Genomic DNA, 16,326 nt, shown 5'->3' with positions numbered 1-16,326 from the left:
CAGCTATAAAATTGTATTAAAAACACTACTACATTACTACATCATCCTCTTAAAACACCCCTTGGATTCTACTTCATTAGCTTGTTAAATACTTGAAAAACAGTTAAATAAAAATTAAATTTACATGAAGTAGTAGATGTGTACTATAACGTTTGCGTAAAAAACGCGTTCGAGCGTATCTTTCAAGTACAATTAAGCAAAACAACCAAAGAGTATGAAAGTAAAACTATTCTTGGCTTGTGCCTTTTTCCTGGTTTTTTCGGGTATTATAAATGCACAGCAAACAAAAACCATTAGTGGTATCGTTACAGATGAGAATCAAGTTCCTTTACCTGGGGCAGAAGTTAAGGTAATAGGAAAATCGATTTTCAGCATAACAGATTTTGACGGAAACTTTACATTAGAAGATGTAGCAGTTGGAGACAAATTTAGAGTAACCTTCCTTGGTTTTTCTTCTCAGGAAGCCGAGATCACAAACCAGGATACCTATAATATAAGTCTTCAGGAAGATCCTGGTCAACTGGACGAAGTAGTTGTAGTGGGATATGGAACTCAAAAGAAACGTGATCTTACCGGATCTATCGTATCCATAAGTTCAGAAGAGATTGAAAAAACACCAACTTCCAATGTAATGCAATCCTTACAGGGGAAAGTACCGGGAGTTCAGATTGTTTCAGCCGGGAGTCCGGGTGATTCACCAACCGTTAGAATCCGTGGTTTAGGTACCTATAATACAGGGTCTGGAGCATCGAATGTACTTTATGTTGTAGATGGTGCTTTTTATGATGATATAGACTTCCTTAATACAAAGGATATTAAATCTATAAATGTCTTAAAAGATGCTTCTTCAGCAGCCATTTATGGAGTAAGAGCAGCGAACGGAGTGGTGATCATCGAGACTAAATCAGGGAGAATAAATCAAAAACCACAATTCGAGTATGAAGGTTATACCGGAATTCAAAAAGCTCAGAATGTTGTGAAAATGGCTAACGCCGAGCAATTCGTGACCATGGTTCAGGAATCCGGCTCACAGGCAGAGCAGCAATACATTCTTAATGCCATGCAGCGTTATGGTCGAAGCCGTGTAAATCCAAATATCCCTGATGTAAATACAGATTGGTATGATGAGATTTTAAGAGGAGGGATCATGCAGAGTCATAGTATTGGTGTTTCCGGAGGTGGAGAAGAAGTGGCTTATGCTTTAGGAGCGAACTACTTTTCTCAGGAAGGTATCCTGGACATGAAAAATGAATACGAAAGATTCAATATACGTTCCAAAATGGATGTTGATCTTTCGGACAGATTCCGTACCGGAGTAAATGCGGTTTTTAGTAATGCCACTCAATACACTCCTGAAAATGGAGCATGGTTCAAAGCATATTTTGCAGTGCCAATTATGCCGGTTATAGATTCAATGAATACTGCCGCTACTCCTAATAGATATTCCAACGCTCAAAACCTTGGATACAGAGGGACGCAAAACCCTTTCACAGACCTTAATTATAATAATAATAGGATAAAGGTTCGCAAGCTTTTAGCGAATCTGTTCTTTGAAGGAGACCTCATTGAAGATAAATTAACCTTCAAAACTTCTTATAGCCATAATTATTCCGCATTCGAAGAGCGATATGTGAATTTACCATACACGCTAGGGAATAATTTTGAAAGAATATCGTCTATTACCAGAGCTCAGAATAATTTTTCAAATCAGTACTGGGATAATACTCTTACTTATAATGACGAATTCGGAGATCATGACATAACATTGCTTGCGGGACATTCCTACCGTGACGAGGCCGGAAGCTTTTTCCGTGCTACAGGTCAGGAAATTAGAGGGGTAAGGTTTGATTCCAGCTGGTATTTAGATTTTGCTAATCCACAGTCTTTCGCAGATAATGTTGGTGAAAACATCTCAAGGATCTACGGTTTATCTTTCTTCGGAAGACTGGCCTACGATTATAAAGATAAGTTTCTTGCTTACGGGACTTTAAGATATGAGCGTTCCTCAAAATTCACCAAGGATCCATGGGGTCTATTCCCTTCAGTAGGACTTGGATGGGTAGTTTCTGAAGAAGACTTTATGGAAAAAGTCGATTTTATTTCCTTCCTGAAACTTAGAGCAAGTTACGGGCAACTGGGGAATGATAATGTTGTAGCAAGTTCCGGGCAAAATACTATTAATAATGTATTTACTGCTTTTGGAGAACAGGCCTATAATGGGTTTACTTCTACCAGCGTCTTTACAGACAATACCTGGGAAAGAGTGGAAGAAAAGAACTTTGGACTGGATGCCAATATGCTTGACGACCGTCTTAATTTAACTGCAGATTATTATATACGTGATACCAAAGATGCTATCATGCCAATTACCATCCCGGTGATCAATGTGGTGCTGCAGCAAAATGCGGGAACCATTCGTAACCAGGGATTGGAATTAAGCGCACAATGGTCTGATAATCTTTCTGAAGATTTCAGTTATAATATTGGAGCAAATTTCGCTACTGTACATAACGAAATTACCAAGATCAATAATAAGGAAGGTTTTATAAATGGAGGAACAGCAGAGTTCAGACAGATTAGCCGAATTGGTGATCCATTACTGGCATTCTACGGTTATGAGGTAGAAGGAGTTTATCAAAATCAGGCGCAGGTAGATGCCGATCCATACGCTGCTAATCAGCCGGAAGCTAACTTAATGCCCGGAGATCTTATTTATAAAGATCAGAACGGGGATGGTTTTATCAATGCAGATGACCGTGTAATTTTAGGTTCTTTCCTACCTGATTTTACCTATGGAGGAAACCTTGGTTTCAATTATAAAGCAGTTGATTTCTCAATGAGTTTCTACGGGCAGGTTGGTAACAAGATCCTTAACCGTAAAAGAGGAGAGATCATCTTTACACAGGATACCAACATGGATGCAGATCTTGCGATTAACAGATGGCATGGAGAAGGAACAAGTAATTCTTACCCATCTTCTGCAGGATTGCGTAAACTATGGAATCAACAGCTAAGTGACTTCTGGGTTGAGGATGGTGACTTCTTTAGAATTCAGAATATCCAGGTGGGTTATACCATTAAAAATGATAATCTGCCAACCACAAGATTGTACTTAACAGCAGAAAGACCATTTACTTTCTTTGATTATAATGGTTTTGACCCGGAAGTAAATAACGGAGTTGATAGACAAACGTATCCTGTACCATCCATCTATACTGTTGGTATAAATGTTAAAATATAAAAATTTGCACCATGAAGAATTTGAATAAGAATATAATTTATTGCTGCCTTTCTGCAGTTCTAATGCTCGGGCTCTCTTCCTGTAGCGATAAATTCGATACTCGGGAAGGACAATTATCTGCATCCAATCTGGATTATACAGATCCCAGCCAGATGATAGGCGCCCTTATTGGCGCATATAATGTAGTGGGAACCCGCGGTTGGGAAGAACCGCTTCTACTTTCGGTTAGAGGAGATGATGTGAACGCCGGAGGTCTGGGAGACCAGCAACCATTTGCAGATACAGACAGGTATGTATATAACAAAGATTACTGGATGTACAATGCCTTATGGAATGGACATTACAGCGATATCATAGACCTTAATACTGCGATCCTTCAACTTGAGAATTTCAGAGAGTTTATGGATGGTGCAGATGTTAACAGAGCCGATCAATACATTGCAGAAATTAAAGTTCTAAGAGCTTGGTTGCATCTAAATATTACCCGTACCTGGGGAGATGTTTACATATATAATACCAACGAACCTGCAACAGAGATCGAGGAAAATGGCATTTCTTCAAAAGAAGAAGTATTGCAGTATATCTCAGATCAAATGGACGAGGCGATCCAGGATTTACCTGATCAAAGACCTAATCAGCGTGCAGATTTACCGGGAGGAGTTACCAAGTATACAGCATATGCCTTGAAAGCACTTGCCAATCTTGAACTTGAAAATTATGATAAAGTAGCTGAAGCAACTGGAGCAATAATCAGTTCAGGGAAATTTTCTTTATATCCGGATTATTACCAGTTATTTAAAAAGCCGGGAGAGTTAAGCGATGAAAGTCTTTTTGAATTGCAATATTCAGATTTCGCCAGCTCTACCGGGGATAGTTTTTATCACCTGTATGCCCCATTTGGGCCACAGGGATGGGAGCCAGCCAGAGAAAATGCTTCCGGCGGCTGGGGATTCTTTGAGCCAAGTTTAAAGTTCATTGAATTCATGCTGGACAGAAATGAAGAAGACAGACTGGTGACCAGTGTGCTATTCACAGATAGAGGAATTGCAGAATTAGAGGCCGATGGCTATGAAATTCCTGCTTACGTAAGTAAAACCACCCCTTCAGGTGATGTGATCAACGATTATTCAAGAGCCTTATTCGCCAGTGGAAAGCATTATTTACCTTCTATTCAGCTAACCGAAGGAAGAAACGATTATGGCGCTGGAAAGAATTACATCGTGATAAGATATTCTGAAATCCTGTTGATGTATGCTGAAGCCGTAGTACGAGGAGCCAGTGGAGTGGGAATGAGTGCAGATGAAGCAGTGAATATCGTAAGAAACAGAGCCGGATTATCTCCGCTTAACGGAGTTACGCTGGAAGATGTGATGGACGAGAAATTTGCCGAACTGGCCATGGAGTGGGGAATTCGTTATTACGACATGATAAGACTTGATAATTACAATGAGCTAAGCTATGATGGCAGAACCTTTTCTGCAGCAGATGAATATCTGCCTTATCCACAGGCTCAGGTAGATGCATTGCCATTGGGAGATTAATTCTATTAGTAAACTGATTAAAAGTAAAAAGAATGAAAAATTTTAAAATACAGTTACTGGGTATTCTTTCTATTCTGTTTTTTATAACGGGATGTGATCCTGATGGAATTGACCCAATCACAAAAGTAGATCCGGGTGCCGATGCCGGTGCTCCAGAGGTGACCATTAGCTCTCCTCTTGATGGGAATACCATCAAAGTACTGGACGAGGTTTCCTCTATAAATATTAAATTCAAAGTAGTTGACGATATCGAGATTGCCCTTATCGAAGTTCTGGTAGATGGCAATATGGTTGCAACTATGAACGATTTTAAAGATTACCGAATTGTTAATGGAGAGGTTGTCTATGATAATGTGACCAATGGTGATCATACGGTAACCGTTAAGGCAACTGACCTTCAGGGAAACGTAACTTCAAAAACTGTTAACTTCAGCAAAGAGCCACCTTATACTCCTAAATTCGCAAATGAGTATTTGTATATGCCTTTTGATGGAGATTATATAGACCTTATAACTCTTAAAAGCTCTGAAATTACCGGTAATCTGGATTTCGCAGGTGAGGCTTTCCTTGGTTCCAATTCATTTACCGGAGCACAGGATTCATACATTACTTTCCCCTTCGATGGATATGTAGGTACTAATTTTACAGCTACCTTCTGGTATAAAGTAAGTTCAAGCCCAGACCGTGCTGGAATTCTGGTAGCAGGAGCAAATGAAGAACGTACTCAGGGATTCCGTTTATTCCGTGAAGGGAATGGAGATGAGCAAAGAATAAAATTAAATGTTGGTACCGGTTCGGGAGAAACCTGGAACGACGGTGGAGTGATCGATGTAAATGCCGGAGAATGGGTGCATGTAGCTTTTACGGTTGATCAAACTCAAACTATTATTTATATCAACGGTCAACAAATGAATACCGGTAGTCTTGCCGGACCTATAGATTGGACCGGAGTTGAGAAACTTACCATAGGATCTGGAGGGGAAACCTTTAGTTACTGGGGTCATGGATATGATAGCAGCTCTATGGATGAATTAAGGATCTTTGATGCTGCACTTAGCCAGGAAGAAATTCAGAACCTGATAAATGCATCTTCAAAAACTCTGGAACTTTCCTTTGATGGAAATTATCAGGATAATGTTTCAAATCGCTCTATAAATGTGGTTGGTACTCCGGGTTTTGCCGGGGAAGCGGCAGAAGGATCTGATGCCTATTCAGGCGCTGAAGGTTCATATTTAACGATGTCTTCAGAAGGATTGCTTTCTCAAAAATTCAGTGCTACTTTCTGGTATAAGGTTAATGCCAGCCCGGATCGTGCAGGGATCATTGTAATAGGACCAGAAGATACTGCGAATCCGGATGCTCAGAATTTAAGAACGAGCGGATTCCGATTATTTCGTGAAGGAAATGCAGCTGAACAGCGTATTAAATTAAATGTTGGTACAGGAGACGGTGAGAGCTGGAATGATGGTGGAGTTATCGATGTTGCTGCAGGAGAGTGGGTACATGTCGCCTTTACAATTTCTGAAACAGAATCTACGATCTATCTTAACGGGGAAGCTGTAAATACCGGCGGTATGGCATCTCCAATAGATTGGACCGGTGCAGATATGGTATCTGTAATGTCCGGAGCACCACGTTTCACCGGTTGGGGTCATCTTGCCGATGCGAGTTTTATGGATGAGCTTACTTTCTATAACAAGGTGCTTACCGAAGATGAAATTGAAGCCATTATGGCTCAGTAGAAATATTAGTTGAGCTCCGGAGGTCAATCCGGAGCTTATTCTTAAACGAATTACCATTTAAAATTAATTTATTATCCCAGAGAGAAATTGCTTCGGGTTACAGATAAATCATTTCATATGACCAGATTGAAACTTTCCGGTTTTTTAATCCTTCTGAATATGTTTGTGGCCTGTACTGGTGATACAGGACCCGGATATCAGGAACCTTACATTCCGGATCCTTCAGATGATGGTCAAACTGAAACACCTGAACTTAGCGACGATGAGTTGCTGGGCTTGGTGCAGGAACAAACCTTTAAGTACTTCTGGGATTTTGCCGAACCTAATAGCGGAATGGCCAGAGAAAGATCGCAGGATGAGGCTTATGGAGGTCAGGGTGCAGATATTGTAACCAGTGGAGGGACAGGATTTGGTCTGGCTGCCTTTCCGGTAGCCGTGGAACGTGGTTGGATAAGTGAAGCTGAAGCTGAACAAAGGCTATCCAAAATCCTCGACTTTCTGGAAAAAGTTCCAACCTATCACGGCGCGTTTTCACACTGGTATTTAGGAAGTACTGCTCAAACCAGAGCATTTAGTCAGCTGGATAACGGCGGAGATCTGGTAGAAACAGCTTTTCTTATTCAGGGACTTTTAATTTGCAGAGAATACTTTAATAATGACGAACTCGATAACCGGATTACCAGAATTTGGAGAAATGTTGAGTGGGACTGGTACACCAATGAAGATAAAGTACTTTATTGGCATTGGTCTCCGGAATTTAATTTTCAAATTGGGTTAAGGATCAAAGGTTGGAACGAATCTTTGATAGTATATGTGCTGGCTGCTTCGTCTCCCACACACCCAATTGAAAAAGAGGTCTGTACCCAAGGATGGGCATCTAATGGAAACATCATTACAAGCAGGTCACATTACGGGATAAATATGCCGCTGGGACCTTCGTATGGTGGCCCGCTCTTCTTCAGTCATTATTCTTTTATTGGTCTTGACCCTAGAAATCTTCAGGACCAGTATGCCAATTACTGGCAACAAAATACGGCACATGCTCAGATCAATTATGAATATGCCGTACGTAACCCTAAAAATTTTACAGGTTACGGGGAAAATTCCTGGGGTTTAACCGCCTCAGACAGTAAAGACGGATATGCGGCACATAGCCCTACCAATGATCTTGGAGTAATAACTCCTACTGCCGCATTATCCTCTTTTCCTTATACTCCAAAAGAATCCATGGCAGCACTTCGCTATTTTTATGAAGAAAAAGGAAATAAACTCTGGGGGCCTTATGGCTTCTATGATGCTTTTTCTGAAGAATATAACTGGTATGCCGATGGTTACCTGGCCATAGATCAGGGCCCGATCATTGGGATGATAGAAAATTATCGAACCGGATTATTATGGGAGCTTTTTATGAATATTCCTGAAGTGAGATCAGGCCTTGATAAATTAAATTTCTCCTACTAAGTGTAAATCAAACCATTAGTTGAAAATGTTACAAAACCAATATCTCCTGCTGATTTTTACCTTCTTAATATTTACATCATGTAAAGATGAGAAGAAGGAATTAGCAGCAAATACAGTTGAAAATAAGGAGAATTCAGTTGAATTGACTGAAGAAGAATTACTGGATACCGTACAAAAGCAAACCCTAAAATATTTCTGGGATTTTGCTGAACCTAACAGCGGGATGGCTCGGGAAAGATTTCACCCTGATGGTGTTTATCCAAAGGATGATGCGCATGTGGTTACAACCGGAGGAACGGGATTTGGATTAATGGCAATCGTTGCAGGGGTAGAAAGAGGTTTTATTCCGAGAGATTTGGCAGTAGTTAGATTTGAAAAAATAGCCGATTTTCTGGCAAAAACTCAGCGTTTTCATGGAGCCTGGTCACATTGGCTGAATGGTGAAACAGGCAAGGTTCAGGCGTTCAGTGAAAAGGATAATGGCGGCGATATAGTAGAAACTTCATTCCTGGCTCAGGGCTTTATTGTGGTTAGGGAATACCTTAAAAATGGTTCAGAAAAAGAAAAAATCGTTGCCAATAAATATGATGAGCTATGGAAAGGAATAGAGTGGGACTGGTATACCAATAATAAATACGGAATTTTCTGGCACTGGTCGCCAAATTATCAATGGGAAATGAACTTTATGATCGAAGGTTATAACGAATGTTTGATCACTTACGTCCTTGCCGCTTCCTCACCAGATCATGCTATAAATCCTGAAGTTTATCATGATGGATGGGCCAGAAGTGGGAAAATCACCACCAATGAAGAAGCTTATGGACTCCCGCTGATCTTAAAACATAATACCAGCGGTAGCAAAGGTGGACCTTTATTCTGGGCGCATTATTCCTATTTGGGATTGAATCCTAAAGGATTAAAAGACAAATATGCGAATTACTGGGATCTCAATGTAAATCACACTTTGATCAATTATGAATACGCTCAGGAAAATCCCAATAATTTTAAAACCTATAAACCAAATTCCTGGGGCTTGACGGCAAGTTATACCCGAAATCCAGATGACGGAATTGGATATAATGCCCATTCTCCGGATACTGACAAAGGTGTGGTTTCTCCAACGGCGGCTTTAAGCTCTATTCCTTACACTCCTGAAAAATCACTGGCTGCGATGAAGTATTTCTTTACTGAACAAAATGACCTTCTATGGGGACCGGCCGGTTTTTATGATGCCTTTAGTCTGGAAGGAGATGCCTGGGCTGCTAAAAAATATCTGGCAATAGATCAGGGACCAATTGTGGTGATGATTGAGAATTATCGCAGCGGATTAATCTGGGATCTGTTCATGCAGGCTCCGGAAGTACAAAACGGACTAAAAAATCTGGGCTTTACTTATGAAAAATAGACTGAAATATCTTGTTTTTTTATTGCTGGCAGTTCTACTGAGTGTCTCATTTTCGGTGGTAGCTCAATCAAGGGATCAATTTGAAAAAGCTCAGTTTTATACTGAAACTGATACCCTAAATTACCGGATTTTATATCCGGAAGATTTTTCAGAAGAAAAAAAATATCCCCTCGTGCTTGTGCTTCATGGGGCTGGTGAACGGGGTGATAATAATGAATCTCAATTGGTTCATGGCAGCGATTTGTTCCTGAAAGATGAAAATCGTAAAAACTTCCCGGCAGTAGTTGTTTTTCCGCAGGCTCCACAGAGGGATTACTGGGCAAAAGTTGAGGTGAAACGCGATTCCATGCCTTATCAATTCGAATTTAAAAATGAAGAAGCTCCCACCAAATCATTGAGATTGGTAATGCATTTAATGGATTCACTGGTCTCTGAAAAATATATAAATAACCACCAGGTATATGTTGGTGGATTGTCTATGGGTGGCATGGGGACCTATGAGATCATCTATAAGAAACCTGAAATGTTCGCTGCCGCATTTGCGATTTGCGGCGGAGCAAACCCCGAAATAGCTTCAGTTTATCCGGAAGGCTTCCCTATCTGGATCTTTCATGGAGAAAAAGATGATATAGTTCCTGCGGCACTTTCCAAAGAAATGGCACGAGCTATAAATCATTATGGTGGTAATGCGAAATTGTCGCTATATCCCGATGATAATCATAACAGCTGGGATTCGGCATTTGCGGAACCTTATTTTTTAACCTGGTTATTTTCTCAGGAGAAAGAATAGTGAAATAAAGCATTCGGTTTATAAATAAGAGTAACGAACCGATCTATAGTATACTAAATGAAGAATTTTAAATATATAATTACTCCTATAGCCATCCTGTTCAGCTTTATATTAAAGGCTCAGGAGGTGGTGCCCAAAACTTATTGCAATCCCCTGGATATAGATTATACCTATATGGTTTATAATTCCAGCAAGAATATTTCGTATCGTTCAGGAGCCGATCCTGCGGTGATCGAATACAGGGGAGAATATTATATGTTCGTCACTAGATCTTTTGGTTACTGGCATTCCAAAAACCTTATCAACTGGGAATTCATAAAACCAAAACAATGGTTTTTTGAGGGCTCTAATGCGCCAACAGCTTTCAATTATAAAGATTCCCTGGTATACTTTGCAGGTGATCCTGCGGGTTATGGAAGTATCCTTTATACCGATGATCCTAAAAAAGGCGAATGGACCCCAACGGCTTCCATCTCAAATAATATTCAGGACTCCGAATTATTCATTGATGACGATGGTAAAACTTATTTGTATTGGGGCTCTTCCAATCTTTATCCGCTAAAGGTAAAAATGCTGGATAAAGATGACCGATTTCTTGAAACCGGGGTTCAAAAGGAATTAATCAATCTTGTAGAAGAGGAACACGGCTGGGAACGATTTGGTGAAAATAATTTTCATCCAACATTAAAGGAAGGCTACATGGAAGGAGCTTCCATGACCAAACACAATGGTAAATACTATTTACAATATGCTGCTCCCGGGACTCAGTTTAATGTGTATGCAGATGCCGCTTATGTGGGAGATTCTCCCCTGGGACCGTTTAAATATATGAAGAATAACCCCATGAGTTTTAAACCCGGAGGTTTTACTAACGGGGCGGGTCATGGGATCACGATGAAACAAACTAACGGCCAATACTGGCATTTTGCCACGATGGCGCTGGCATCGAATTCTCATTGGGAACGCCGGCTGGCCATGTTTCCAACTTATTTTGATGAGGATGGTTTGATGTATACCAACACCAGTTATGGCGATTATCCGCTTTTTGGACCTGATCACTCAACTAAAGCAGGTCAGCATACCGGCTGGATGTTGCTTTCTTATAAAGGAAAGGTTACAGTTTCTTCATCGCAGATGCAGATCAAAAAAAGTACCTCTACAGATAAGGATTTTGAGATCACAGAAATGCCCCTGAAAAAGAATGAACAGGGCGAGATTATTTCTGAAGTCTTAACAGATGAAAGCCCTAAATCCTTCTGGGTTGCTGAAGCTAATGATGATAAGCAATGGGTTGAAATTGAGATGAAGGCTCCGGGCAATATTTATGCTTTTCAGTTGAATTTTCATGATCACGAGGCCGGAATTTATACCAGAACTGAAGGTTTAAGACATCGTTTTACTCTGGAAATTTCAGAAGATGGGAAAAACTGGAAAACGGTCGTAGATAGAAGTAATAGTTATAAAGATGCTCCCAATGCATACATCACTTTAAACCAGCCAGTAAAAGCTGAATTCGTTCGCTATAATAATGTAAAAGTACCGGGGAATAACCTGGCTTTATCAGAAATAAGGGTTTTTGGAAAAGGATTTGGAAAAAAGCCTGCCCGAGTAAATGGTTTTAAAGTAGAACGGCAGGAAGACCGCAGAGATGTAGCGCTTTCATGGCAGCCGGTAAAAGGTGCTCAGGGTTATAATATTCGGTGGGGAATCGCTCCGGACAAATTATATCAGTCCTGGTTAGTATATGGCGAGACCCAACATTTTATGCGAAGCCTGGATCGTGATACCAAATATTACTTCAGTATTGAAGCATTTAACGAAAATGGAATATCCGGAAGATCGGAGATCCTGCCAATTGATTAAAGTAAAATTCAGTAACAATTATAAAGTAGAAGGAAAATGAGAAAAATTTATCTATCGTTTATACTCCTGTTCTGTTTGGGGACTTCAGTAATGACTGCTCAGGAACGTATCCCTGAAGTAGAGGAGTTGCTAAAAAAAATGAGTCTGGAAGAAAAGATCGGACAGTTAAATCTGCTTACTCCTGGTGGCGGGATTGCCACCGGTGCTGTAGTGAGTGAGGATGTGGAAACCAAGATCAAAGCCGGAAACGTTGGTGGTTTGTTCGGAGTTTCCGGTCCCGAGAAAATCAGGATCGCTCAGGAATTTGCTGTTAATGACACTCGTTTGGGAATTCCGTTATTAATAGGTTCAGATGTTATACATGGTTATAAGACCACCTATCCAATCCCATTGGGGACAGCTTCAAGCTGGGATATGGACCTTACCAAAGAACTGGCTCAGATGGCTGCGAAAGAAGCTACGGCAGATGGGATCAATTGGAATTTTTCACCAATGGTAGACATTGCCCGCGATCCAAGATGGGGAAGAATAGCTGAAGGTGCAGGAGAGGACCCATATCTGGGTTCACAAATTGCCAAAGCAGTAGTTAAAGGTTATCAGGGTGACGACCTCACCAAACCGGAAACCATGCTGGCAACAGTTAAACACTTCGCCTTGTATGGAGCTGCTGAAGCCGGGAGAGATTATAATACGGTTGATATGAGTCGTCTTAGAATGTTCAACGAATATTTTCCTCCTTATAAAGCGGCTATAGATGCAAATGTTGCCAGTGTAATGAGTTCTTTTAATGATGTTGATGGGATTCCTGCTTCAGGAAATAAATGGTTGTTAACCGATATTTTACGAGACAGATGGGGATTTGACGGCTTTGTAGTATCAGATTATACCTCTGTGAACGAAATGATCGCTCACGGCCTTGGAGACCTGCAGGCGGTTTCAGCTTTATCTTTGAAAGCCGGTCTGGATATGGATATGGTAGGAGAAGGATTCTTAACTACCCTGAGTAAATCTGTAAAAGAAGGAAAAGTAAGCGAGGAAGAAATTACCACTGCGGCCAGAAGGATACTTGAAGCAAAGCACAAATTGGGACTTTTTGAAGATCCTTACCGTTACCTTGATAATGATCGCCCCGAAGCAGATATCCTGACTAAAGAGAACAGAGCGCTTGCGCGTAAAGCAGCTATAAGATCTTTTGTTCTGCTTAAAAAACATAATAATACGTTGCCTTTGGCTAAAAATGCGAAGATCGCTCTAATTGGACCCTTGGCGAATAATAAGAATAACATGCTGGGTACCTGGGCTCCAACCGGGAACCCGGATCTGTCTGTACCAATTTTAGAAGGCTTTAAAAATGTTGCTCCTAATGCAAAAATTCAATACGCTAAAGGAGCCAATATTTCCAATGATACTTCATTTGCTAAAAAAGTGAATGTGTTTGGAGAGAGGATCGCGATTTCAGATAAGTCACCGGATGCTCTTTTAAAAGAAGCACTGGATATAGCAAAAACTTCAGATGTAATCGTTGCAGTGGTTGGTGAAGCAACCGAGATGAGTGGAGAAGGTGCCAGCAGAACAGATATAACAATCCCGGCCAGCCAGAAAAGACTGATAAAAGAACTTTCCAAAACCGGGAAGCCGGTGGTACTGCTATTAATGAGTGGAAGACCTTTGGATATTTCAGAAGAAATGCAGCTTCCAGTAAGTATTTTGCAGATATGGCACCCGGGTGTAGAAGCTGGAAATGCGGTGGCCGATGTTGTTTTTGGAGATTATAATCCTTCAGGAAAATTAACGGCAACCTGGCCAAGAAATGTAGGACAGGTACCGGTTTATTACAGCATGAAAATTACCGGAAGACCAGCTCCAACTTCAGAATTCGCAAAGTTTAAGACCAATTATCTGGATGCTCCAAATTCCCCATTATTGCCATTTGGTTACGGCTTGAGTTATACAATTTTCGAATATAGTGATGTAAAGGCCAGTTCAACAGAATTTACTGCCTATGGTTCTATTGAACTATCAGCCACCCTTACCAATACTGGAAATTTTGACGGGGAAGAAGTAGTGCAACTATATATACGTGATAAAGTTAGAAGCGTGACTCCTCCGGGAAAAGAATTAAAAGGATTCCAGAAGATAAGCCTGAAGAAAGGAGAGTCTAAGACCGTAACTTTTAAAGTTACTGCGGAAGATCTAAAATTCTATAATTCCCAATTGGAACATGTATTTGAACCGGGAGAGTTTGAATTCTTTATTGCAGGTTCTTCAGATTCCGAATTTAAAGGCTCGTTTACTTTAAAATAATAAGATTTTGAGTTAGGTAGTGGGCCCCGGGGACGAAATGTTTCCGGGGCTTTTTTATAGTTTTTCCAGACGAATTCCTGAAAGTACAGGTTTACCACTCTTGGCCTGAATCTAAGTAGATTTATTGGTCAAATTAATTTTTTAAAACTGGCTGAGTCCAGGCGACTTCGGTATCCCCTTCGCGATATGGGTTTTTCTTTATTTTATCTGAAATGATCTTAGCCCTTACAAACAGAACGTCATCAGACAAATGATAGGTAGCCTCACTTCCCTCAACCTCTTTTAGTACTTCGCTTTGTGTGGAACCTTTTTTAACGCCGATGAATTGAATACTGTATTGAACATTCTTTTTCGGCTTAACAAGTACCGAAAGCTCATCATTTTCAAACTCAATAGTCTTCAATTCCACGCCGGTACTGGCATAAAAGTCCCCGGCTTCCATAGCTTCAATGATCGCCCGGGGAGAAAGTTCAGCAGCTCTCACCTCCACCCATCCACGGCCGGCATTGCTGAATTTAGCGCCATATTTATGATAATGATGGCTGTCATCTGTAGCGATCCCAAGCAGGAGTGGCTTTTTCATGGCATGATAGGCGATATTTACCTGATCCCACATTTGCTCGGTACTGTCATGAATGCTATCCCCATAATTGTTCACATAAGGATGCCCATTAAAAACTTCGAAAAATCTTTCTCCATCCAGCTCAATAATATCTTCGGCAGTTATAGCATAGGTGAAATTTGGATGATTGAGGTGTTGCAGGATAGGTTCACCAGTCTCTTCAGCCTGAGCTTTGATCGCATCAAGGTTATTCTGAATGAGCTCCGGGATACTGTTGCCGTCAGCCGGCTGGATGACCTGCTGAACATTGATCGCCCCCATATGCACGGCTTTTTCATCAAGATAAGAGGTGACCTCTTCGGCTTTGAAGATCATGAACTTTTCTGGCTCTTCGAATAGCGGCCTGAATTCTTCCAGGGTTTTCAACTGCACCTGCAATCCATTTTTATTCCTTCTATAGTTGATCCAGTCTTCTCCATATTTTGCGAGGTAATTTTCAAAAGCCTTTTGATAAAGATCTTCTTCTGAAATTGTCTTTGCTTTCACACCTTCAGCAATAATATTATGGTCTGATAATGCGACGAACTGATAGTCGTGATCTTTATACCATTCCATAATCATTTCAGGAAATTCATCCCCATCGCTCCAGTAGGAGTGGGTATGTAAATTTCCTTTATACCAGTTCATTTCCTGACCATTAACCAGAGTTGAAATAAGCAGACAAAAAGTTAAAGGAAGAAGAGCTTTTAACTGTGTTCCAGTGATTTGAAAATGATGGTGAATATTAAACATTTTACCAAGATAATTGAATTTTGAAAATTTTATTAGGTCCCGGAAAAGTATCTGATTTTTGAGGCGCAAATTATATGGTTTTTTCCTTTAGAATATTTTATCTTCGCAGCATAATTATTGGAACAATGAGTTTACAGGAAAATGTAATGGCCGAAATGAAAGCGGCAATGCGGGCAAAAGACAGTGTGAAGTTAGAAGCTTTACGTGCAGTAAAAAGCGCGATCCTTTTAGCCAATACTGAGTCAGCTTCCAAAGACGGACTTTCTGATGAGGAAGAAATGAAGTTATTGCAAAAACTTGTAAAACAACGTAAAGACAGTGCCCAGATCTATAAGGAACAGGGGAGAGAAGATCTTGCTGAACCGGAATTGGCACAGGCAGCAGTTATAGAACAGTTTTTGCCGGAGCAAATGAGTGAAGCAGAGATCGAAGCTAAGGTGGAAGAGATCATTGCGAAAACCGGAGCTACAGTAATGCAGGATATGGGAAAAGTAATGGGAATGGCTTCCGGAGAACTTGCAGGGAAGGCAGACGGAAAGACCATTTCTATGATCGTAAAAAAGAAATTGGCTTAATATAAAGTAATCACATTGAGCGCAGTCGAAATGTGAATCATTAAAATAAA

General features: G+C 40.6%; 10 protein-coding genes. 9 read left to right on the top strand and 1 reads right to left on the bottom strand.

All coding sequences use genetic code 11. From position 1 onward, the window contains the following. The first annotated feature begins 214 nt into the window (after positions 1-214). The 8 genes from ACNKXV_RS09355 to bglX all read left to right on the top strand — a co-directional run bounded on the left by ACNKXV_RS09355 (position 215) and on the right by bglX (position 14,347). The gene (locus ACNKXV_RS09355) at positions 215-3,241 is read left to right on the top strand and encodes a SusC/RagA family TonB-linked outer membrane protein (RefSeq protein WP_417907462.1); all 3,027 of its coding nucleotides are present in this window, start codon (positions 215-217) and stop codon (positions 3,239-3,241) included. 11 nt (positions 3,242-3,252) lie between these two features. After that, a complete protein-coding gene (locus ACNKXV_RS09350; RefSeq protein ID WP_417907461.1) occupies positions 3,253-4,782 on the top strand; it encodes a RagB/SusD family nutrient uptake outer membrane protein in 1,530 nt (509 codons plus the stop codon). Between the two features lie 32 nt (positions 4,783-4,814). Then, positions 4,815-6,524: a LamG-like jellyroll fold domain-containing protein gene (locus tag ACNKXV_RS09345; RefSeq protein ID WP_417907460.1), complete on the top strand. Its 1,710-nt coding sequence runs from the start codon at positions 4,815-4,817 to the stop codon at positions 6,522-6,524. Between the two features lie 117 nt (positions 6,525-6,641). After that, positions 6,642-7,985, top strand: a complete 1,344-nt coding sequence (locus tag ACNKXV_RS09340) for a glucoamylase family protein (RefSeq protein ID WP_417907459.1) — start codon at positions 6,642-6,644, stop codon at positions 7,983-7,985. A gap of 25 nt (positions 7,986-8,010) precedes the next feature. Next, positions 8,011-9,390, top strand: coding sequence for a glucoamylase family protein (locus tag ACNKXV_RS09335; protein ID WP_417907458.1), 1,380 nt, complete (start codon positions 8,011-8,013; stop codon positions 9,388-9,390). Next, the gene (locus ACNKXV_RS09330) at positions 9,380-10,180 is read left to right on the top strand and encodes a carboxylesterase family protein (RefSeq protein WP_417907457.1); all 801 of its coding nucleotides are present in this window, start codon (positions 9,380-9,382) and stop codon (positions 10,178-10,180) included. The genes ACNKXV_RS09335 and ACNKXV_RS09330 overlap by 11 nt, the downstream gene beginning before the upstream one ends. A gap of 57 nt (positions 10,181-10,237) precedes the next feature. Next, complete coding sequence (locus tag ACNKXV_RS09325) at positions 10,238-12,043, top strand: family 43 glycosylhydrolase (RefSeq protein WP_417907456.1); 1,806 nt, start codon at positions 10,238-10,240, stop codon at positions 12,041-12,043. 36 nt (positions 12,044-12,079) lie between these two features. Further along, positions 12,080-14,347, top strand: coding sequence for a beta-glucosidase BglX (bglX, locus tag ACNKXV_RS09320; protein ID WP_417907455.1), 2,268 nt, complete (start codon positions 12,080-12,082; stop codon positions 14,345-14,347). Between the two features lie 133 nt (positions 14,348-14,480). Here the strand turns inward: bglX and ACNKXV_RS09315 are convergent, their stop codons facing one another. Then, positions 14,481-15,701: an Imm65 family immunity protein gene (locus ACNKXV_RS09315; RefSeq protein ID WP_417907454.1), complete on the bottom strand. Its 1,221-nt coding sequence runs from the start codon at positions 15,699-15,701 to the stop codon at positions 14,481-14,483. Positions 15,702-15,826: 125 nt separating this feature from the next. Here ACNKXV_RS09315 and ACNKXV_RS09310 point away from each other — a divergent pair, with 125 nt between their 5' ends. Continuing rightward, positions 15,827-16,276: a GatB/YqeY domain-containing protein gene (locus ACNKXV_RS09310; RefSeq protein ID WP_417907453.1), complete on the top strand. Its 450-nt coding sequence runs from the start codon at positions 15,827-15,829 to the stop codon at positions 16,274-16,276. Positions 16,277-16,326: the final 50 nt, after the last annotated feature.

Origin of the sequence: Christiangramia aquimixticola, assembly GCF_048285835.1 — a bacterium.
GTDB classification, from domain to species: Bacteria; Bacteroidota; Bacteroidia; order Flavobacteriales; family Flavobacteriaceae; genus Christiangramia; species Christiangramia aquimixticola.
Note: the sequence above shows the minus strand (reverse complement) of the source record. Positions and strands in the feature narration are given on the sequence as shown.

Coding starts and splice junctions, on each gene's coding strand:
- ACNKXV_RS09355 (WP_417907462.1), top strand. CDS start 215: ATGAAAGTAAAACTATTCTTGGCTTGTGCCTTTTTCCTGGTTTTTTCG.
- ACNKXV_RS09345 (WP_417907460.1), top strand. CDS start 4,815: ATGAAAAATTTTAAAATACAGTTACTGGGTATTCTTTCTATTCTGTTT.
- ACNKXV_RS09350 (WP_417907461.1), top strand. CDS start 3,253: ATGAAGAATTTGAATAAGAATATAATTTATTGCTGCCTTTCTGCAGTT.
- ACNKXV_RS09325 (WP_417907456.1), top strand. CDS start 10,238: ATGAAGAATTTTAAATATATAATTACTCCTATAGCCATCCTGTTCAGC.
- ACNKXV_RS09315 (WP_417907454.1), bottom strand. CDS start 15,701: ATGTTTAATATTCACCATCATTTTCAAATCACTGGAACACAGTTAAAA.
- ACNKXV_RS09335 (WP_417907458.1), top strand. CDS start 8,011: ATGTTACAAAACCAATATCTCCTGCTGATTTTTACCTTCTTAATATTT.
- ACNKXV_RS09310 (WP_417907453.1), top strand. CDS start 15,827: ATGAGTTTACAGGAAAATGTAATGGCCGAAATGAAAGCGGCAATGCGG.
- ACNKXV_RS09340 (WP_417907459.1), top strand. CDS start 6,642: ATGACCAGATTGAAACTTTCCGGTTTTTTAATCCTTCTGAATATGTTT.
- ACNKXV_RS09330 (WP_417907457.1), top strand. CDS start 9,380: ATGAAAAATAGACTGAAATATCTTGTTTTTTTATTGCTGGCAGTTCTA.
- bglX (WP_417907455.1), top strand. CDS start 12,080: ATGAGAAAAATTTATCTATCGTTTATACTCCTGTTCTGTTTGGGGACT.